19 protein-coding genes are annotated in these 18,673 nt (G+C 61.8%); 7 read left to right on the forward strand and 12 right to left on the reverse strand.

What is annotated here, in order from left to right; translation table 11 throughout:
- Nucleotides 1-21: 21 nt before the first annotated feature.
- Nucleotides 22-549, reverse strand: coding sequence for a hypothetical protein (locus tag AC2FNL_RS15895; protein ID WP_496834264.1), 528 nt, complete (start codon nt 547-549; stop codon nt 22-24).
- Between the two features lie 244 nt (nt 550-793).
- Between AC2FNL_RS15895 and fumC the strand changes: the two genes are divergently transcribed.
- The 4 genes from fumC to AC2FNL_RS15915 are packed head-to-tail and all read left to right on the forward strand — an operon-like array spanning nt 794 to nt 3,245.
- The gene (gene fumC, locus AC2FNL_RS15900; RefSeq protein WP_496834266.1) at nt 794-2,188 is read left to right on the forward strand and encodes a class II fumarate hydratase; all 1,395 of its coding nucleotides are present in this window, start codon (nt 794-796) and stop codon (nt 2,186-2,188) included.
- Nucleotides 2,188-2,364 (forward strand): DUF4169 family protein, encoded by a 177-nt coding sequence (locus AC2FNL_RS15905; RefSeq protein ID WP_170338717.1) that lies wholly within the window; start codon nt 2,188-2,190, stop codon nt 2,362-2,364. Before fumC ends, AC2FNL_RS15905 begins: the two co-directional genes overlap by 1 nt.
- Nucleotides 2,361-2,591 carry a ribbon-helix-helix domain-containing protein gene (locus tag AC2FNL_RS15910; RefSeq protein WP_170338719.1) on the forward strand — a complete coding sequence of 77 codons (231 nt, stop codon included), beginning with the start codon at nt 2,361-2,363 and terminating at the stop codon, nt 2,589-2,591. Before AC2FNL_RS15905 ends, AC2FNL_RS15910 begins: the two co-directional genes overlap by 4 nt.
- Before the next feature lie 51 nt (nt 2,592-2,642).
- Entirely contained in the window at nt 2,643-3,245 is a 603-nt protein-coding gene (locus AC2FNL_RS15915) for a DNA-3-methyladenine glycosylase I (protein WP_496834267.1), read from the forward strand.
- Nucleotides 3,246-3,247: 2 nt separating this feature from the next.
- Here the strand turns inward: AC2FNL_RS15915 and AC2FNL_RS15920 are convergent, their stop codons facing one another.
- The 4 genes from AC2FNL_RS15920 to AC2FNL_RS15935 form a co-directional block, all read right to left on the reverse strand.
- Nucleotides 3,248-4,129: a fructose bisphosphate aldolase gene (locus AC2FNL_RS15920; RefSeq protein WP_496834268.1), complete on the reverse strand. Its 882-nt coding sequence runs from the start codon at nt 4,127-4,129 to the stop codon at nt 3,248-3,250.
- 72 nt (nt 4,130-4,201) lie between these two features.
- On the reverse strand, nt 4,202-5,551 hold the full coding sequence (locus AC2FNL_RS15925; RefSeq protein ID WP_496834269.1) for a cytochrome P450: 1,350 nt from the start codon (nt 5,549-5,551) through the stop codon (nt 4,202-4,204).
- Entirely contained in the window at nt 5,548-6,822 is a 1,275-nt protein-coding gene (locus tag AC2FNL_RS15930) for a hypothetical protein (RefSeq protein WP_496834270.1), read from the reverse strand. Before AC2FNL_RS15930 ends, AC2FNL_RS15925 begins: the two co-directional genes overlap by 4 nt.
- 78 nt (nt 6,823-6,900) lie before the next feature.
- Entirely contained in the window at nt 6,901-7,653 is a 753-nt protein-coding gene (locus AC2FNL_RS15935) for a cytochrome c biogenesis CcdA family protein (RefSeq protein WP_170338729.1), read from the reverse strand.
- Between the two features lie 105 nt (nt 7,654-7,758).
- On the opposite strand from AC2FNL_RS15935, the gene AC2FNL_RS15940 reads away from it, so the two are divergent.
- Complete coding sequence (locus AC2FNL_RS15940) at nt 7,759-7,998, forward strand: sulfurtransferase TusA family protein (RefSeq protein WP_496834272.1); 240 nt, start codon at nt 7,759-7,761, stop codon at nt 7,996-7,998.
- A 38-nt stretch (nt 7,999-8,036) separates the two neighbouring features.
- On the opposite strand, the gene AC2FNL_RS15945 is transcribed toward AC2FNL_RS15940, so the two are convergent.
- From AC2FNL_RS15945 to purC, 7 genes are all read right to left on the reverse strand, one after another.
- The gene (locus AC2FNL_RS15945; RefSeq protein WP_496834273.1) at nt 8,037-10,739 is read right to left on the reverse strand and encodes an Rne/Rng family ribonuclease; all 2,703 of its coding nucleotides are present in this window, start codon (nt 10,737-10,739) and stop codon (nt 8,037-8,039) included.
- 502 nt (nt 10,740-11,241) lie between these two features.
- Nucleotides 11,242-12,576 carry a sigma-54-dependent transcriptional regulator gene (locus tag AC2FNL_RS15950; RefSeq protein ID WP_093961984.1) on the reverse strand — a complete coding sequence of 445 codons (1,335 nt, stop codon included), beginning with the start codon at nt 12,574-12,576 and terminating at the stop codon, nt 11,242-11,244.
- Nucleotides 12,577-12,589: 13 nt separating this feature from the next.
- Nucleotides 12,590-14,362, reverse strand: a complete 1,773-nt coding sequence (locus AC2FNL_RS15955) for a sensor histidine kinase (RefSeq protein ID WP_093961983.1) — start codon at nt 14,360-14,362, stop codon at nt 12,590-12,592.
- A 36-nt stretch (nt 14,363-14,398) separates the two neighbouring features.
- Nucleotides 14,399-15,067, reverse strand: a complete 669-nt coding sequence (purQ, locus tag AC2FNL_RS15960; protein ID WP_093961982.1) for a phosphoribosylformylglycinamidine synthase subunit PurQ — start codon at nt 15,065-15,067, stop codon at nt 14,399-14,401.
- A 34-nt stretch (nt 15,068-15,101) separates the two neighbouring features.
- A complete protein-coding gene (gene purS, locus AC2FNL_RS15965; protein ID WP_093961981.1) occupies nt 15,102-15,332 on the reverse strand; it encodes a phosphoribosylformylglycinamidine synthase subunit PurS in 231 nt (76 codons plus the stop codon).
- Nucleotides 15,333-15,460: 128 nt separating this feature from the next.
- Complete coding sequence (locus AC2FNL_RS15970) at nt 15,461-16,129, reverse strand: MarC family protein (RefSeq protein ID WP_093961980.1); 669 nt, start codon at nt 16,127-16,129, stop codon at nt 15,461-15,463.
- Between the two features lie 147 nt (nt 16,130-16,276).
- Nucleotides 16,277-17,032, reverse strand: coding sequence for a phosphoribosylaminoimidazolesuccinocarboxamide synthase (purC, locus tag AC2FNL_RS15975; protein ID WP_170338739.1), 756 nt, complete (start codon nt 17,030-17,032; stop codon nt 16,277-16,279).
- A gap of 188 nt (nt 17,033-17,220) precedes the next feature.
- Between purC and AC2FNL_RS15980 the strand changes: the two genes are divergently transcribed.
- Together AC2FNL_RS15980 and bmt are read left to right on the forward strand one after the other, a co-directional pair.
- Complete coding sequence (locus AC2FNL_RS15980) at nt 17,221-17,538, forward strand: DUF1476 domain-containing protein (protein WP_170403268.1); 318 nt, start codon at nt 17,221-17,223, stop codon at nt 17,536-17,538.
- A gap of 118 nt (nt 17,539-17,656) precedes the next feature.
- The gene (gene bmt / locus AC2FNL_RS15985; RefSeq protein WP_496834276.1) at nt 17,657-18,670 is read left to right on the forward strand and encodes a betaine--homocysteine S-methyltransferase; all 1,014 of its coding nucleotides are present in this window, start codon (nt 17,657-17,659) and stop codon (nt 18,668-18,670) included.
- Nucleotides 18,671-18,673 lie beyond the last annotated feature (3 nt).

Raw genomic sequence — 18,673 nt, forward strand, 5'->3', positions numbered from 1 at the left:
GCTTCGCTTTTTTGGCGGAGCCTATTGTTTTTTCAGGAATGTTTCGACCGAGCGCGACTTCTGTCCATCTCTAAACCGAGAAAAGGATAGGTTCAGCCCATCCTCGGCCAGCGTCCGGTCATATTGCTGCAATTCGTACCCACCGTCCTCATCTATGAACAGCGAGAAGACGGTCAGCGTTTCCCCTTCGATCCGCCCCCAGACAAAAGGCTCACCCTTCATTGGGTCCAGCGGAACCTCATGACCGAAGACATTCCGCTTCATGGCTGCGGAATAGATGTTGTTCCGATCAGAAGGTCGGAACTCGACCGAAAAGCTTTGTTCTTTCACCCGACCGTCGGCTTTGTAGGTGGTAGTCTTCCATTTGACCACGAACCCTTCGCCGGTCTCTGCGATCGAAACGCTCATGTCGCGCGGGGTCGACGACCCGTCCGCATCCACCACGTCGGCAGATCCGACATAGTCGCCGACAAAGGGACCGATGTCCTGCGCCCATCCTGGAGACGCCAACAAAAGCCCAATCGCCAGTACCGACAGCCATCGGGCCATTAGCGCGAAAGATGAGGTCCGGTCTGAGCGATTCATTGTTCTTTCTCCGCGGTTGCCTTCTTTATCTTAGCTCAGCCGGGATCGGGCACAATGGTATGGCCCTTTGACCGACCAAGAAAAGTGACGCACACCGCATGGCTATACCTTTTTTGCCCTTCGGACTAAGGTGCGCGCAACTGGCCGATTGCGCCGCAGGCCGGCTGCGGCTAAACGGCATGCGACTGCATACCAGACGGAGTGACAGATGTCTCAGACCCGCACCGAATCCGACAGTTTTGGCCCCCTCGAGGTTCCTGCCGACAAGTATTGGGGGGCGCAGACGCAGCGCTCGATCATGAACTTCCCCATCGGATGGGAGAAGCAGCCCGTCGCCATCGTGCGCGCGCTGGGCGTGGTCAAGAAGGCCTGCGCCATGCAGAACAAGGCCACCAGCAAGCTGGACGCACGCATCGCCGACGCCATCATCCAGGCCGCCGGCGAGGTGATCGAGGGCAAGTTCGACGACAATTTCCCTCTGGTCGTCTGGCAGACCGGATCGGGCACCCAGTCGAACATGAACGCCAACGAGGTCATCGCGAACCGCGCGATCGAGATCCTGGGCGGCGTGATCGGTTCGAAGGATCCGGTACACCCGAACGATCACTGTAACATGGGGCAATCGTCGAACGACACCTTCCCCACCGCAATGCATGTCGCCACTGCAATGAGCGTGCGTGACGTGCTGCTGCCGGGGCTGGAGAAGCTGGCCGCCGGGCTCGAGCAGAAGTCCGAGGAATTCAACGACATCATCAAGATCGGGCGCACCCACACGCAGGACGCGACTCCGCTGACCCTGGGCCAGGAATTCAGCGGCTATGCCCATCAGATCCGTCAGGGCATCGCCCGCGTGAGCGCCGCCATGCCCGGCATCTACGAGTTGGCACAAGGCGGCACCGCCGTCGGTACCGGGCTGAACACCCAGAAAGGCTGGGCCGAGGCCGTCGCCGCCAACATGGCCGAAATCACCGGCCTGCCCTTCGTCACCGCGCCCAACAAATTCGAGTCGCTGGCCGCTCATGACGCCATGGTGTTCCTGTCGGGCGCCTTGGCCACCGTTGCGGGCAGCTGCTACAAGATCGCCAACGACATCCGTTTCCTCGGCTCGGGTCCGCGCTCGGGTCTGGGTGAACTGATCCTGCCGGAGAACGAACCCGGCTCGTCGATCATGCCGGGCAAGGTCAACCCGACCCAGGCCGAGGCGCTGACCCAGGTCGCAGCCCACGTGATGGGCAACGACGCCGCGATCAAGTTCGCTGGCAGCCAGGGCCATTTCGAGCTGAACGTCTACAACCCGATGATGGCCTACAACCTGCTGCAGTCGATCCAGCTGCTGGGCGACGCAACGGACAGCTTTACCGAGCGTATGCTGCTGGGCACCAAGGCCAACGAGGCGCGCATCGACAAGCTGATGAAAGAATCGTTGATGCTGGTGACCGCCCTGGCCCCCACCATCGGCTATGACAACGCCACCACGGTCGCCAAGACTGCGCACAAGAACGGCACCACGCTGAAGGAAGAGGCCATCAAGCTGGGCTTCGTCGACGAGGCGACCTTTGACGCCGTGGTGCGCCCCGAGCAGATGATCGGGCCCAAGGACTGATGGGCAAGCCGGTCAATCTGAACCGGTATCGCAAAGAAAAGGCGCGGGCCGAGAAAAAGGCCCGCGCCGACCGGAACGCGGCGGCGTTCGGGCGCAGCAAAGCGGACAAACAGCTGGACAAGGCCCGTGCCAACAAAGCCCGCCGCGATCTGGACAATCACGAGCTGGACGAATGAGCGGCCCGCCCGTCAAACGATCGCTGACCCTCAAGGGGCATAGAACCTCGGTTTCGCTCGAGGATGAGTTCTGGCAGGCGTTTCGGGACATCGCCAAAGCAAAAGGCTTGCCAATCAATGTTTTGGCCTCGGAAATTGATGTCGCGCGCGACCCTGAGACTGGATTGGCGTCGGCCATTCGTGTCTTTGTTCTGAACTGGTACCGGTCACCCCATCGCAGCCCTTGATCTGATCCCCGTCGGTGTCTAGGCTGGTGGTGAACAAAAGGGGTACATTCGATGCGCGAACTCGTGACCGGGCCGGATGGCCAACCGCGATGCGGCTGGTGTCAGGCCGCGCCGGAGTTTTTTGACTATCACGACAATGAATGGGGTTATCCGGTAGGTGACGACCAGCGCCTGTTCGAGAAACTCTGCCTTGAGAGTTTTCAGTCTGGCCTCAGCTGGCGCACCATTCTGGCCAAGCGCGAGAACTTCCGGAAAGCCTTTTCCGATTTTGATTTCAACGTGATGGCCGGTTTTTCTGATGCAGACGTTGAACGCCTGCTGCAAGATTCCGGCATCATACGCCATCGCGGCAAGATCGAGGCGGTGATCAACAACGCCCGCCGCGCACAGGAGCTGGTGGCCGAAACCGGCTCGCTGGCGGCCTATGTCTGGCGGTTCGAGCCCGAGACCCCTCCTGCGCCGCAGACGGCCTCGACTTCGCCCGAGTCGGTTGCCATGTCCAAGGATCTGAAAAAGCGCGGGTGGAAATTTGTCGGCCCCACCACGGTGTTTGCCTTCATGCAGGCGATGGGGCTGGTGAATGACCACGCCACCGGCTGCGCCATGCGCGAAAAAGCGGCGCAGATGCGCCGCTCGTTCATCAAACCTATCTGACCTCAGACCGAGGCGCGGTAGATCTTGTCGATATTGCTGCCCAGGGCCGCGTTGAACTCGGCATCCGACTGCTGTTTCGACAGCCCCTCGGTCAGCGCACGCGAGAAAGAGGCGATCATCTTGCCGTTCTGCGCCAGCAGGTCACAGGCCTCGTCGGTCGAATAGCCGCCCGACAGCGCCACCACGCGCAGAACGCGGGGGTGGTCGGCGGCTTCGTCATACAGGTTATGCTTGCTGGGAAGGGTCAGCTTCAGCATGACGTCCTGCCCCTCGCCCAGGTCGTCTAGGTTCTTGAGGATCTCGGCCTTCAGGATCTCTTCGGCCTCGGCCTTGGTGTCCGACTTAATGTTCACCTCGGGCTCGATGATCGGAACCATGCCGGCGGCGATCACCTCACGGGCCACGTCGAATTGCTGTTTCACCACGGCGGCGATGCCTTCGGCATTGGCCTCGTGGATGACCGAGCGTTCCTTGGTGCCGAACACGCCTTCGGCCTTGGCCAGCGTCTCGGCCAGGCCCGGGATGGGCTTCATCAGCTGAACACCGTTGGCAGTGTCCTCCAGCCCCTTGTCGATCTTGAGGAACGGCACGATGCCTTTGACCGACCACAGGTAATCGGCCACCTTGCGGCCCTCGATTTCCTCGCCCAGCGTGCGTTCGAACAGGATCGCGCCGATCACCTTGTCGCGGGTGAAGTCATCGGCCAGGATGATCCGGGCGCGCATCTTCTGGATCTCGGCAAACATTTCCTCGTCCGAGCTATAGTCGGACGGCTCCACCCCGTACAGCGCCAGCGCCTTGGGCGTCGAGCCGCCGCTCTGATCCAGAGCCGCGATGAAGCCCGCACCGTTGATCATCTGTTCGCGCTGTTCAGCCTTGGACATAACACTTTCCCGTTCAGTAATGATTCCGCTTTTCCAACCGCATACAGCATGGCGCGGGGCGATGATAGTTTGTTAGCGCTCAACCACACGCAGCCAGATTCCATCTCGCGACCGGACCGTCAGATGCGCCACCGGTACCGGGGTGCGGCCCTCAACAGGTTCGAACCGGTACCGCCGCAGCAGGGTCGACAGGATCAACGGCCCCTCGACCATCGCAAAACCCGCCCCGGTGCAGACGCGCGGCCCGGCCGAAAACGGGATGAAGGCTGCCCGCTGGCAGGCTTTGCCGTTTTCGGTCGCCCAGCGGGACGGGTCAAAGCTGTCGGGGTCCTCCCAAAGCCGTTCGTGCCGGTGCAGGTGCCATGGGCTGAGCACGATCTGAGCGCCCTTGGGCACGTCGCGGTCGCGGAAACGTTCGGGGCATGTGGCCTCGCGCACCATCATCGGGACCGGGGGATAGAGGCGCAGCGCCTCGCGGAACACATCGCGGCTGATGCGCAGTCTGGACATGCTGGCAAAGCTAATTTCGTCCTGCGCGCGGGCTTCCTTGGCCACGCGGTCCTGCCAGTCGGGATAGGCGGCCATCAGGTACAGCGTCCATGCCAGGGCCGAGGCGCTGGTCTCGTGCCCGGCCAGGAAAAAGATGGCGACCTGATCGATCATCTCATCGGTATCGAAACACTGCCCGGTCAGGGGGTCGGGCGTGGTCATGATCTTGGTAGCCAGATCGCCGGGCGCGGTGCCGGCGGCGATCTGCGCGGCCCGCTCGCGGGTCAGGCGGGCGATCAAGGCGCGGATTTCAACTGCCGCACCGCGGGTCTTGCGCGCGTGGATCCGGGGCACCCAGCCGGGCAGCGGCACGAAAGCCGCTAGGTTCAGCAGCGGTTGCTGCCGCTGATAGGCGCGGAACTTCTCGAACACCTGCGCGGCGACCTCGTGCTCGATCGGCACCGAGAACAAGGTGCGAAAGATCACGTCGGCGGCGGCATGGCTGGTGACCTCCTCGATCTCGATCGGCACGCCCGTCCTGTCGCGCAGGCGATCGGCGCAAGCCTCGGCCGAGGCCAGCATCGCGGGAAAGGTCTGCTTCAGCCGTCCGCCCTCGAAGGCCGGGTCGATGATGCGGCGCTGGCGTTCCCAGGTCGCACCATTGGTCAGGAATACCGATTGACCCAGCAAGGGGCGCAGGCCTTCGCTGATCCGGTCGGATTTCGGGAAATCCTTGGGGCGGTGTTTCAGAACGCGGTCGATCAGCTCGGGCTGGTTGATCAGGTAAGACCGGAAGAACGGGGTGCGGAACTCGGCCATCCAGGCGCGGTACAGGCGTTGCGGCTGGGCCGACAGGATGTCGCGTCGGAACAGGCGCAGGTATTGCCACAGCGATACCTTGTCCGGTCTGGCGGGTGGCTTGGGCGGTGTCATGCGCGCACCGATCGGTACTTGGACACCGCCTGCTCAATCCGCGATTTCGAGGGCGCGCGCCCAGCGAACCGTTCGCCCAGTGTCAGTGGCCCGGCGGTGATGCGGAAATAGTCATAGTCGCCCGGCCGGTCGAACGCGCAAAGATACTGGAAATGCAGACGGAAGAACCGCCAGCGCAGCGCGGCCCAGCGTTCGGGCGACAGGGTTTGCGTGAAAGCGGCCGACAGGACCAGAGGCCAGCGTTTGCCCGGCCCGGCAACCCCGCTGACCGCAACCGGATCACATAGGGCAAAGGCGCAGCCATCCCCGGGTGCCGAGACGTCGACCCATGTCAACTGCTCGGTCTGCGACAGCAACTGCAGGTCGGACCGCAACCGATCGGCCCGCGGCAGGAACGACACCATCGGCACCACCTGACCCAATGTCAGGAAGGACAGGACCGGGCCATTCGGCGGCACCCCGCCCCGCCGCAGCAGGTCGGCCAGAACCGAGACCCCAAGATGCGCGCCGGAACTGTGGCCCACCACCAGAACCTCATCGACCGGCGATTTCAACGCATCTGCGATCAAGGCGCGGAATTCGTCCATCCGGGCCTGCAACTCAGGCGGCGTTTCCCCCCGCAGCCGCGCAGAATAGGCATAGTCATGCATCAGGTAATAGGCGAACAGGCGGTTGTCGATCTTGCGGAACCAGCGCAAGACCCACCATCCCGCCAACATGCCAAGCGCCAGGCTGAGATACATCCGCGGCGCAAAATAGGGTCCGAACAGCGCGGGTCCTTCTACAGCTTCAGCCAACCAATGCATTGCGGACGCGGACAACATTGCCACTCCGTAGAAGACCAATCCCGCAAGGGCCAACTGCCCCAGCAACATCGCCACCGGATAAAGGGCCGCGATCACCGGCCCCTTGCGCAGCCACATCAGCCGCCACAGCGTGCCGGTCGAGATGTAGATCCACGCCGTGCGCAACAATTGCCAGTAGGTCGCCGGGATCGAGCCGTCCATGCTCTCGCGCACGATGTCGGACCAGACCAGAACCTCGACATCCGTATGCATTTCGGCCCCGTCCTGCTCCGACCGGACATACCAGCCATAGGGGCCATCGCCCGTCTTGGCCGAGACCTCCAACCGATACCCGGATATCCCTGACTGCGCGCGCCCCTCTGTCCGGTAGAGCTCGCGATAGCGACGGGGATGGATCGGATCATAGCCGGGGATGTAGAACACCCGGCGTCGTTGTACCCCAGATTGCGGAACCTGACTGCTCATGCCTTTGCCCTTGTTGCGGGCAGGTTAGCGCAGCGATGTGGCCAAGGTAAGGCCCGATCATCGCGACCGGGCGCCGCGTCAGCCCAGAGTGGCCAGTGCCGGGAATGTCTCAAGCAGCCACCAGCTGAACTCGGTGAACAGACCTGTCACGAGCATGATGCCGACGACCAGCAACAAGCCACCCATGACTTTTTCGATCGTTCCCATATGCGGTTTCAGCTTGTTCATCACCGCCATCGACCGGTTCAGGAACATCGCAGCCAGCAGGAACGGTATGCCCAGACCCGCCGCGTAGACGCCCAGCAACAGCGTGCCCCGTGCCACCGAGGCCTCGGACGCGGCCAGCGACAGAATCGCGCCCAGCTGGGGGCCGATGCACGGGGTCCAGCCGAATGCGAAAGCCAACCCCAGGATGTAAGCCCCAAAAACCGAGCCGCCTGAGTCCCCGGTTTCGAGCCGCGCTTCGCGGTCCAGGATCGGAATGCGGAACACATTCAGGAAATGCAGGCCGAAGACGATCACCACCAGACCCGAGGCCTTGGCGAACAGCTCCTGGTTCTGCAGCACGAATGCGCCGAAGGCCGAGGCGGTGAAGCCCAGCAGCAGGAATACCGTCGACAGTCCAAGAACGAAGAACAGCGCCGACAGGGTCGCCTTGCGCCGGGCTTGCGCCTGATCTTGCATCTCGTGGATGGTCACCCCGCTCATATAGGCCAGATAGGGCGGCACGATCGGCAAAACGCAGGGCGACAGAAAGCTGATCAACCCGCCGACCAGCGCGATGAACATGGCGGGCAGCAGCCCCGCGTCGATGATATCGATTCCGAACATGCCACTGCACATATGATATCCAATGGGGCGCGTCACGGGGCCATTCGGTCACATCCTCGTGGTTGCCGGCTGGACAGCCGTGCACGGTGCAAATATCTGAGAGCCATGACACAAGAAGCCGAAACCCTGGATGCATTGGGCCTGCTGTGCCCCCTGCCCGTACTGAAAGCCCGCAAACGGCTCAAGGCCATGCCTGCGGGCTCCCTACTCCGGGTCCTTGCCGACGATCCGGCCGCTATCGTCGATGTACCTCATTTCTGCTCGGAGTCCGGGCACGAGCTGATCGGGATGGAAGAAGCTGCGGATCACCACATCTATCTCATTCGGAAAAACGGCGGGGCCTGAAAGAAAAAAGGCGGACAATACTGTCCGCCTTTGTTGTTTTATTGGCCCAGAGACCACCAACCGCGCCGCTTGGGCTTGGACGGGGACGGCTCGGGTTCTTCCGCTACCGTCTCAAGCACCGGCTCTGCTGTGTCCTCGGCTTTTTCTTCTGTTGCCGCCTCCGGCGCTTCCGCCACGGGCTCGGCATCAGGCGTTTCGACTTCTGCCGCTACCTCGGGCTCACTCGCTTCGACCGGCTCCTCAGCTTGCGCTTCGGGGGCATTGTCCTCAGCAGGGGACGCCTCATCGGCAGGCGTTTCTGCTGCCGCCTGAACCGCTTCCTCGGCCACCTCGGGTTCCGGCGCGGCCGCCTCTTCAACCTCGGCCGTTTTCTTGCGGCGCGGTGCCCGACGTTTTTTGGGCTTGTCCGGTTTTTCCTCGGCCTGCTCCGCTTCACCCTCGGTCACGTTTTCAGCACCAGCTTCTGCGGCCTCAGCCGGAGCGGTTTCAGACTCAGCGGTCTTTTCCGTCCCGGGGTCCTCAGGTTGCGCCTCAGTGCTCGCCTTGTCTTCCGCAGATTCGTCAGAAGTGGTTGCCTCCGATTGCTCGCCGTTCCCACCGTTCTTCTTGCGGCGACGCCGGCGACGCTTGCGCTTCGGCTTGGCTTCCTCTTCCGCCTGTTCCGGCTCGACGGCGCTGTCCTCAACCTCGTCCTCGGAATCCACCAGATCCATCAAGGATGCCGTCGCGGACACCACTGGCGCAGACGCTTCGGGAACGATCCGGCTGGCCGTCTTGAACTTTTCCATCGAGAAATCAGGGCTGACCAGATGAATGTCACCTTCGATCCGAACCGACAGGCCATAGCGGGCCTCGATCTGCGCGATATGCTCGCGCTTCTGGTTCATCAGGAAGTTGGCAATGCTGACCGGACACCGCACCAGCACCTCGCGCGAACGGCGGCGTGTTCCTTCCTCTTCAATCTGACGCAGGATCGACAACGCCATGTTGTCATCCGAGCGGATCAGACCGGTGCCATGGCAGGACGGGCAAGGCTGTGTGGTTGCCTCAAGCATTCCTGGGCGCAGGCGCTGGCGGCTCATCTCCAGCAGGCCAAAGCCCGAGATCCGTCCGACCTGAATACGGGCCCGATCGGTCTTCAGCTTGTCCTTCAGGCGCTTTTCGACCGCCAGGTTGTTCTTGCGCTCGTCCATGTCGATGAAGTCGATGACGATCAGACCGGCCAGGTCGCGCAGGCGCAGCTGGCGCGCAACTTCCTCGGCGGCCTCAAGGTTGGTCTTCAGCGCAGTTTCCTCGATCGAGCCTTCCTTGGTGGCCCGGCCCGAGTTCACGTCGATGGCAACCAACGCCTCGGTCACACCGATCACGATATATCCGCCCGATTTCAGCTGGACCGTCGGGTTGAACATTCCCGCCAGATAGCTTTCCACCTGATAGCGCGCGAACAGCGGCAGTTGGTCCTCGTACCGCTTCACGTTCTTGGCGTGCGACGGCATGATCATCTTCATGAAGTCTTTGGCGATGCGGTAGCCGCCTTCGCCTTCGACCAGAACCTCGTCGATGTCCCGATTGTAAAGATCACGGATCGACCGCTTGATCAGGTCGCCCTCCTCGTAGATCTTCGCAGGGGCGATCGATTTCAAAGTCAGTTCGCGGATCTGCTCCCACAGGCGCTGCAGGTATTCGTAGTCGCGCTTGATCTCGGACTTGGTACGCTTGGCACCGGCTGTACGGATGATCAGACCGGCGCCCGTAGGCACGTCGATCTCGGATGCGATTTCCTTGAGCTTCTTGCGGTCCGCGGCGTTGGTGATCTTGCGGCTGATGCCACCCCCGCGCGCGGTGTTCGGCATCAACACACAATACCGTCCGGCCAGCGACAGGTAAGTGGTCAGCGCGGCACCCTTGTTGCCACGTTCTTCCTTGACGACCTGCACCAACAGAACCTGGCGCACCTTGATGACTTCCTGAATCTTGTAGCGGCGCGGGCGTGGTTTGCGCGGAGGACGGATGTCCTCGCTATCATCATCATCCGCAACCGACTCGATTGTGTCATCCTTAGCCGCTGCATCCGGCTTGGCCTCATCAGCTTCGGCGTCGGTGTCGTCGGCTAGATCTGCGTCGGGCTCGTCTGCTTCGACGGGTTCCGCGGGTGCGGCGTAGACTTCGGCTTCGGCCGTTTCGTCCGCCGGTTCGTCACCCGCGTCTTCACTCGGCTCTTCGACCGGAGTTTCAGCGACGGTCTCCATCGGAGACGTACCTTCGGGCACATCCTGATCAGCGGCCTCTTCCTCAAGCAGGTCGATGGTTTCCATGCCTGTCGGCTCGGCGGATACGTCCAGCGTTTCGACCGGATCGTCCGTCTTGACCTCTGCCGCTTTCGAGCGCGACCGCGAGCGGCGCTTCTTGGGCTTGGATTCTTCGGCCTCGTCCCGCGCCTTCATTGCCTCGGCATAGGCGCGCTCTTCCTCCATCAGGGCTTCGCGGTCTGCGACCGGAATCTGATAGTAGTCCGGATGGATTTCCGAGAACGCAAGGAAGCCATGCCGGTTCCCGCCATAGTCAACAAAGGCCGCCTGCAGCGAAGGTTCGACGCGCGTTACTTTTGCCAGGTAGATGTTGCCAGCAAGCTGGCGTTTGTTTTCGGATTCAAAATCGAACTCCTCGACCTTGTTTCCGTCCACCACCACGACGCGGGTCTCCTCCGCGTGGGTGGCATCGATAAGCATTTTCTTTGCCATGTGTCCTTGGTGCACCGCGCCAAACGCGTTGTCCTGACCTGTCCAGGCGGACAGGCGCATCTGGGGTGGTGTCTTGTCTGGGCGATTACGGACGGCGCACGGCAGGGATCGGCGCTGTGGCCCCCTGCCCGTATACTCAATCGTAGCGCGCGCGTCATCGCGGTTCTTCTCCGACAGGCGCGAACACGCCGCTGCCTGCCCATTATTCCTTTCGCCCGAAGTTCGGGCTCAGGTACTCTACTGCCCCGTAACGGGGCACAATCGGTCTGCTTGGCCGGGCGGGAAAGGTCACCACCTGCAGCAAAGCAGCGAAACTCAATGATTCGGGACATTCAGGCACAAAAATGCGCCCGACCCGTCCCGGTACAATAAAAGCAGTCCTGTGGAAAACACAATGGGCAAACTGCAAAGGAACCCGATCTACGGACAGGTCGGGCTTCCTCCGGCTTCAAATTTCCCGGGTGCACTTTGGCCAGAAGGCCAACAGGGATTGCCCCCTCGCCTACAGATAGTCCGCCCGTTGCAACCCGTACTTGGCCATTTTTTCGTTCAAAGTCCGGCGCGGCAGGCAAAGTTCCTCCATCACCGAGGCGATGGATCCCTTGTGGCGCCGCATTGTGTTGTCGATCAGCATCCGTTCGAACGCCTCAACGTATTCCTTCAGCGGCTTACCCTCGGTAGTCATCACCGGCTGCATCTCTTCGTGATCGGACATCAACAGTGACGCGATGGTGCCCGAGCCGCGCCGCGACTGCAGAACCGCGCGTTCGGCGATGTTGATCAACTGGCGCACGTTGCCCGGCCACGGGGCCTGCAGCAGCTGCGCGGCCTCCTGGGCACTGACTTGCGGCGCCTCACAACCATATTCCTCGGCAAACTGCTCGCTCAGCCGGGTGAACAGCGTCAGGATATCCTCGCCTCTCTGCCGCAGCGGCGGCATGGTGATCCGCAGCGCCGCCAGCCGGTAAAACAGATCGGGCCGCAGCACGTCCTCGCTGGTCTTGCCAGCTTCCTGCAGGTTCGAGATCGCAACGATCCGGGTTTCAGCCGGCGTCCCCTGCTCGTTCATCACGCTCAGCAAGCGCGCCTGCAGCGTGTCGCTCAGCGCCTCGATGTCCTCCAGCACCAGAGTACCGCCGCGGGCTTCTTCGATGGCGGGCAACTGCGTGTCCTCCGGCATCATGGGGCCGAACAACCGCTTGGCCAGCGCCTCTTCTTCCAGCGCGGCACAGGAGACCAGAACGAATTTCTTGCCCGCCCGGCTGCCCACTGCATGCAACGCGTGCGCCACCAGGGTCTTGCCGGTGCCGGTTTCGCCGTCGATCAGCACATGCCCGTCGGCCTGGCCCAGGTCCAGAATATCCTCGCGCAGGCGCTCCATCACCGGGCTGGCACCGATCAGCTTGTTCATTATCTGGGTGCCGCCCGACAGCTCGCGCCGCAGCGCCCGGTTGTCCAGCGTCAGCCGCCGCGCGTTGCTGGCGCGTTTGGCAAGTTCCGACATCCGATCGGGGTTGAACGGCTTTTCCAGAAAATCGAACGCCCCCACCCGCATCGCCTCGACCGCCATCGGCACGTCGCCGTGACCGGTAATCATGATCACCGGCAGGGTACTGTCGGCACCCATCAGCTTTTTCAAAAGTTGAATGCCATCCATACCGGGCATCTTGATGTCCGAGATCACGATCCCCGGGTAATCCGGCCCCAGAACCTTCAGCGCATCCTCGGCGCTGGCAAAGGTTTCGGTGTCATAGCCGGACAGCGCCAACCATTGGCTGATCGACTGGCGCATGTCCTGTTCATCATCCACGATGGCAATTTTCATGGCCTGTGCCATAGGTACGTCCTCGTTATTCTGCGGCCTCAAGGCCGTCATGTCCCAAAATGGGCAGTTGCATCTCGAATACCGCGCCGCCGTTCTGTCCGTTGCGCGCGGTCAGCCGTCCGCCATGGTCGTTCACGATCCCGGACGAGATGGCAAGACCCAAGCCGACCCCGTCTCCGGGCCGCTTGGTGGTGTAGAACGGCTCGAACAGGTTCTCGATATCCTCGATCCCGTGGCCATTGTCGCGCACCGCCAGCACGGCGGTCTCGCCTGCGGCGAGAATGATCTCGACCTCTGGCTCTGCAACAGATTTGGTGGCGTCGAGCGCGTTTCGCAACAGGTTGACCATAACCTGTTCGATCCTCATCCGATCTCCCATCACGATCACCGGCTCTTCGGGCAGAATCTGGGTGATCTTGACCTGCCTCTGACGCAGCTGCGGTTCCATCATCGACAGCGATGACGCCAACGCCTCCCCAAGATTTACGGGCGAAAACGCGTCCGCACCCTTCCGGGCATAAGACTTGAGCTGCCGCGTGATCGCGCCCATCCGCTCGATCAGACCGTCGATCCGACCAAAGCTGGCCAGCGCCTCTTCGGGGCGGTTTCGGCGCAGCAACAGCCGCGCGCCCGCCAGATAGGTCTTCATCGCCGCCAACGGCTGGTTCAACTCGTGACTGACGGCCGCCGACATCTCGCCCAAAGCTGCCAGCTTCGAGCTTTGCGCCAACGTCTGTTCCGCCACTTCCAGCGTCTTTTCAACCCGTTCGCGTTCGGCGATTTCGCGCTGCAGCCTTGCGTTCAATGCGCGAAGCTCCGCCGACTCGCGTTGGAACAGCGCCATGCGGAACGTGGCCCTGCGGCTCAGTGCATAGAAGGTCAGCGCCAGGAGAATCGCAAACCCCATGATCTCGAGCGCCAGCACGCTGTTCACCTTTTCGCGGATCGAGGAATAGGTCGTGAACGAGGTCATCTTCCAGCCGCGGAACGGGATGCGGGTTTCCATCCGCATCACGGCCTCGCCCGCAACGTAGGCGTCCGGTGGCAAGGCCGTCCAATCGGTAGTCGCCCGAATTGCGCGCTGGATGGCACCCTGCGGATGCTGCCGCAACAACGCCTCTGTCTCGTTCAGGCCGCGCCACTGGGGTTCGGTCGACAGAATGATCGTTCCGGTGCTGTCGGTCACCATGACCGCGTCCGAGATCCCGGCCCATGCGTTCTCGAACTTGCGCAGATCAACCTCGACCACGATCACGCCCAGAATTTCCGACCCGGCCTCGATCCTGCGGGAATAGAGAAAGCCATAACTGCCAGTCTCGCGCGCAATCTCGGAAAAGATCGTTGCGTTCGACCTGACGGCATTCACGAAATACGGGTCACTTCGATGGGACTCGCCCAATCGATTGCGGTCTGTTGCGGCAACGACCCGACCATCCCGATCGAGCAGCATCAGCGATGCGGCCCCGATTTCCTCAACAAAGGACAAAAGCCGCTGCGTCGACAGGGAAAAATCGGCTGACTGCAAGGCCGAGATCAAGGTCGGGTCCCGGGCCAGCAATTGCGGAACGATCGCATTTCGGCGCAATTCGCTCAGCAAGTTGCCGGAATAAAGGGCCAGACGCAGTTCAGCCCTGTTACGGGTCGATTCCGTGAACCGATTTGTCAGCAGGCTGTTGGTGACCCAGACCGTTGCCGCAGCAGCAACCAGCAACACGAACACGGCCAACCGCAGGCGCCACCCCAAAGGGGCACCGCGGCCAAATAGATTTGTCCAGCCTGATTGCGCGTCGGAACTCATGCTCCGAAGCTACGCTTCCGCGCCCACGACCTCAAGTCACGCAGGTGTAAGCACACCCGACAATGCGCGGAAGAGCGCCACTCCGTCGGTGCCGCCATGCGCCTCGTCCGCCGCCCGCTCGGGGTGGGGCATCATGCCCAGCACGCGCCGGTTGTGCGACAAGATCCCTGCAATATCCCCGCGCGAGCCGTTGGGGTTGTCGGTATAGCTGAAGGCGATCCGATCCTCGTCCTGCAGGCGGGCAATGGTTTCGTCATCAGCGAAGTAGTTGCCATCGTGATGCGCGATCGGAATCTGAATCACGTCTCCGGCGTTGTAGCCCTGAGTAAAGGCGCTGTCGCTGGTCGCAACCTTCAGCCCGACGGTTCGGCAGATGTATTTCAAGCCGGCATTGCGCAGCAGCGCGCCCGGCAGAATGCCGGTCTCGGTCAGGATCTGGAACCCGTTACAGATGCCGATGGCATAGCCGCCCCGCTCGGTGTGTTCGACCACCGCCTTGCAGATCGGGGACTGCGCAGCAATCGCACCGCAGCGCAGGTAATCGCCGTAGGAAAACCCGCCCGGCACGCCCACGATGTCCACGCCCTGCGGCAGTTGGGCATCCTTGTGCCAGACCATGTCGACATGAAATCCGGCCTGCTCAAAGGCGACGGCAAGATCCCGGTCACAGTTGGACCCCGGAAAAACGACAACCGCTGCGCGCATGGGAAACCCTCCTTGGGGATAACGGTCAGAGAACTCAGACCAGTTCGATCTCGTAACGCTCGATGACCGTGTTGGCCAACAGCTTTTCGCACATTTCGGCAACATCGGCCTCGGTTGCGCCATCGGCCAGTTCCAGGTCAATCACCTTGCCCTGCCGCACGCCCTGCACCTTGTCGAACCCCAGTGCGCCCAATGCGTGGCGCACAGCCTCGCCTTGCGGGTCCAGAACCCCGTTCTTGAGCATTACGTGCACCCGTGCCTTCATCGTCGCAACTCCACCTGTGGCCCGCCGCGCCGGGGCCTGTTCCGTTGCGCGGGGGATAGCGCGACTGACCGCGCAGAACAAGCCTTGTGATGCGGTCGAATGACCGCAGGCGCTTCATCTTGAGGAAATCAATTGCCTGCGCTGCCCGTCAGGCCGGGATAATGTGCATCAACCGCGTTGAAGATGCCGGTTAGAACCATTTCGACGGCCACGGCAACCAGCAGGATCGCCATGATCCGGGTCAGCACATTGATCATCGTCTCACCCACAAGACGCGAGATGCTGTCAGCAAACAACAGGCCGAGCCCGACGATGAAACAGGCGATCAGGATCGCCGAGCCAAGGGTCACCAGTTCGGCCCCATCCGACAGTTGATGCGAGAACACGATCGTCACGGCAATCGTGCCCGGGCCAATCGTCAACGGGATCGCCAGCGGAACAACGGCAAAGTTCAATTTGCGCGCGTGACCATCGACCACCGCGGCCTGATCGCCCGGCGCCCTGTCTTGCGCGTTCAGCATCGACATGCCGATCCCGAAAATAATCAGCCCGCCAGCCACGCGGAACGATGGAACGTCGATCCCGAAGACAGCCAACACCTCTTCGCCGATTGCAACTGAGATCAGCGCGATCACCGTCACCGAGGCCATCACGATCATGGCTACCCTGCGCCGTTCGGCAGGTGTGCAGTCGCGCGTCATGCTCAGGAAGATCGGGATGTTGTAGAGCGGGTTGAATATGGCCAGCACGGCCGCCAGAAATTTCAGGAAAACCGCTTGATCGAACAACGCGCTCATTCAGTGTGCCACCTTGGTTAGCGGACCGGGTTGGTCGGTCAACCCGAAGATGCGTGACGGGGGCCTGACCTGTCAAACCCGCAATGAAAAATGCGCCGCTCCGAATAGGAGCAGCGCATCCTTGTTAGGCCCTGCCTGTCGGCGCGATCAGTTGATCAGGGTGGGCTTGCTCACGTTGCTTTTCGGCAGAACGCCTAGGCGGCGGGCGACCTCGGAATAGGCATCGGTCAAGCTGCCCAGATCGCGACGGAATACGTCCTTGTCCAGTTTCTGACCGGTCTCGATATCCCACAGTCGGCAGCTGTCCGGGCTGATCTCATCAGCAATGATCAGGCGCTGGAAGTCACCTTCGTAGACGCGCCCAATCTCGATCTTGAAGTCAACCAGACGGATACCCACGGCCAGCATCACGCCGCTCATGAAGTCGTTCACCCGCAGCGCCAGGCTGAGGACGTCGTCCATATCCTGCTGGCTGGCCCAGCCAAAGGCGGCGATGTGCTCTTCGGTCACAAGCGGATCACCCAACGAGTCGTCCTTGTAGCAGTATTCCACGATCGGACGCGGCAGCTGCGTACCCTCGGCGATGCCCAGCCGTTTCGACAGAGACCCGGCGGCATAGTTGCGGACGATCACCTCCAGCGGGATGATCTCGCAGCTGCGGACCAGCTGTTCGCGCATGTTCAGGCGGCGGATGAAATGGGTCGGCACGCCAATCTGATTCAGACCGGTCATGAAGAATTCGCTCAGGCGGTTGTTCAGAACACCCTTGCCGTCGATCACGTCTTTCTTTTCCGCGTTGAACGCGGTAGCGTCATCTTTGAAATACTGCACGATCGTGCCCGGTTCCGGGCCTTCGTACAGGATCTTGGCCTTGCCTTCGTAAATCTTCTTGCGACGCGCCATGTGCGACCTTTCCAGGCTGGGGCGAGGGAATGAGTCCCATCGCGTTGGCGCTCTCATAGTGCAAGCCCCCCTTTCCCGCAAGTTCATGCATCCGAGAGGCTTTGACGCAGCGCAAATACCTTGCACCCAGCATCGCGTATGGTCATATCATCAGGAAACACACTTTTACTTGAAGAGGCCCAAAACCCATGACCACGTTCGACGAACGCGAAAACGCCTTTGAAGCAAAATTCGCCCATGACGAAGAAATGCAGTTCAAGGCACAAGCCCGTTGCAACAAGTTGCTGGGCCTGTGGGCTGCGGAAAAAATGGGCAAAAGCGGCGACGAGGCCGCCGAGTATGCAAAATCCGTCGTGATCGCCGATTTCGAAGAGGCCGGCCACGAAGACGTGGTGCGCAAAGTCGCCGCCGATCTGGGCGATCTGTCCAGCCCCGAGGAAATCCGCGCCAAGATGGCGGAACTGCTGCCAGTGGCCAAAGCTCAGGTGATGAGCGAAGCCAACTGAGGCATGCCGCCCACCTCATGATCTTCATGAGTATTATGAATTTGATTTGACGTCCCGGTCATGCGACACGGGGCGTCTAAATTTTTGGCCCTTGGGGCCACAACTCCGGACATCTCCAATGACCAACGCGCTGACCAGACTGCTGGAAACGAAGGACGCCATTCTTGCCGACGGCGCCACCGGAACGAACCTGTTCAACATGGGGCTGCAATCAGGTGACGCGCCCGAGCTGTGGAACACCGACCAGCCCGACAAGATCCGCGCCCTGTATCGGGGGTCGGTGGATGCGGGCAGTGACCTGTTCCTGACCAATACATTCGGGGGAACGGCTGCACGTCTGAAACTGCACGACGCCCATACCCGCGTGGCCGAACTGAACCGCATCGGCGCCGAACTGGCGCGCGAGGTGGCGGATGCCGCCGGACGCCCGGTGGTGGTTGCAGGATCGGTCGGCCCGACCGGGGAAATCCTGGAACCTGTAGGCAGCCTGACCCATGCCGAGGCGGTCGAGATGTTCCACGAACAGGCCGAGGCGCTGAAAGTAGGCGGCGTCGACGTGCTGTGGCTGGAGACGATAAGCGCGCCGGAGGAATTCCGCGCCGCGGCCGAGGCCTTTGCCCTGGCCGACATGCCCTGGTGCGGCACCATGAGCTTTGACACCGCCGGTCGCACGATGATGGGCGTGACCTCGGCCGACCTGGCGCAGTTGGTCGAAACCCTGCCCAACCCGCCGATCGCCTTTGGCGCCAACTGCGGCACCGGCGCGTCTGACATCCTGCGCACGGTTCTGGGTTTTGTGGCTCAGGGAACAGAACGCCCCCTGATCTCCAAGGGCAATGCGGGTATTCCGAAATATGTCGATGGCCACATCCACTATGACGGCACACCCGAGCTAATGGGTCGCTACGCGGCCATGGCGCGGGATTCAGGTGCGACCATCATCGGCGGTTGCTGCGGAACCATGCCAGCGCACCTGCGAGAGATGCGCAAGGCACTGGACACTGAACCCCGTGGCGCCCGTCCGTCGCTCGAGCAAATCACAGCGGTACTGGGGCCTTTCTCGTCGGCCAGTGACGGAACCGGGGACGAGGCGATGCCCGAACGGCGCGCGCGTCGCCGCCGCCGGGCCTAATCC

It is taken from the genome of Ruegeria sp. CRTD044, from assembly GCF_059613485.1.

Bases quoted from the DNA above. Each gene is read 5' to 3' on its own strand.
- AC2FNL_RS15910 (WP_170338719.1), top strand. From the start codon at position 2,361: ATGAGCGGCCCGCCCGTCAAACGATCGCTGACCCTCAAGGGGCATAGA.
- AC2FNL_RS15915 (WP_496834267.1), top strand. From the start codon at position 2,643: ATGCGCGAACTCGTGACCGGGCCGGATGGCCAACCGCGATGCGGCTGG.
- purS (WP_093961981.1), bottom strand. From the start codon at position 15,332: ATGAAGGCACGGGTGCACGTAATGCTCAAGAACGGGGTTCTGGACCCG.
- bmt (WP_496834276.1), top strand. From the start codon at position 17,657: ATGACCAACGCGCTGACCAGACTGCTGGAAACGAAGGACGCCATTCTT.
- AC2FNL_RS15940 (WP_496834272.1), top strand. From the start codon at position 7,759: ATGACACAAGAAGCCGAAACCCTGGATGCATTGGGCCTGCTGTGCCCC.
- AC2FNL_RS15935 (WP_170338729.1), bottom strand. From the start codon at position 7,653: ATGTTCGGAATCGATATCATCGACGCGGGGCTGCTGCCCGCCATGTTC.
- AC2FNL_RS15905 (WP_170338717.1), top strand. From the start codon at position 2,188: ATGGGCAAGCCGGTCAATCTGAACCGGTATCGCAAAGAAAAGGCGCGG.
- AC2FNL_RS15970 (WP_093961980.1), bottom strand. From the start codon at position 16,129: ATGAGCGCGTTGTTCGATCAAGCGGTTTTCCTGAAATTTCTGGCGGCC.
- AC2FNL_RS15925 (WP_496834269.1), bottom strand. From the start codon at position 5,551: ATGACACCGCCCAAGCCACCCGCCAGACCGGACAAGGTATCGCTGTGG.
- purC (WP_170338739.1), bottom strand. From the start codon at position 17,032: ATGGCGCGTCGCAAGAAGATTTACGAAGGCAAGGCCAAGATCCTGTAC.
- AC2FNL_RS15955 (WP_093961983.1), bottom strand. From the start codon at position 14,362: ATGAGTTCCGACGCGCAATCAGGCTGGACAAATCTATTTGGCCGCGGT.
- AC2FNL_RS15920 (WP_496834268.1), bottom strand. From the start codon at position 4,129: ATGTCCAAGGCTGAACAGCGCGAACAGATGATCAACGGTGCGGGCTTC.
- AC2FNL_RS15895 (WP_496834264.1), bottom strand. From the start codon at position 549: ATGGCCCGATGGCTGTCGGTACTGGCGATTGGGCTTTTGTTGGCGTCT.
- AC2FNL_RS15950 (WP_093961984.1), bottom strand. From the start codon at position 12,576: ATGGCACAGGCCATGAAAATTGCCATCGTGGATGATGAACAGGACATG.
- AC2FNL_RS15930 (WP_496834270.1), bottom strand. From the start codon at position 6,822: ATGAGCAGTCAGGTTCCGCAATCTGGGGTACAACGACGCCGGGTGTTC.
- AC2FNL_RS15945 (WP_496834273.1), bottom strand. From the start codon at position 10,739: ATGGCAAAGAAAATGCTTATCGATGCCACCCACGCGGAGGAGACCCGC.
- AC2FNL_RS15980 (WP_170403268.1), top strand. From the start codon at position 17,221: ATGACCACGTTCGACGAACGCGAAAACGCCTTTGAAGCAAAATTCGCC.
- purQ (WP_093961982.1), bottom strand. From the start codon at position 15,067: ATGCGCGCAGCGGTTGTCGTTTTTCCGGGGTCCAACTGTGACCGGGAT.
- fumC (WP_496834266.1), top strand. From the start codon at position 794: ATGTCTCAGACCCGCACCGAATCCGACAGTTTTGGCCCCCTCGAGGTT.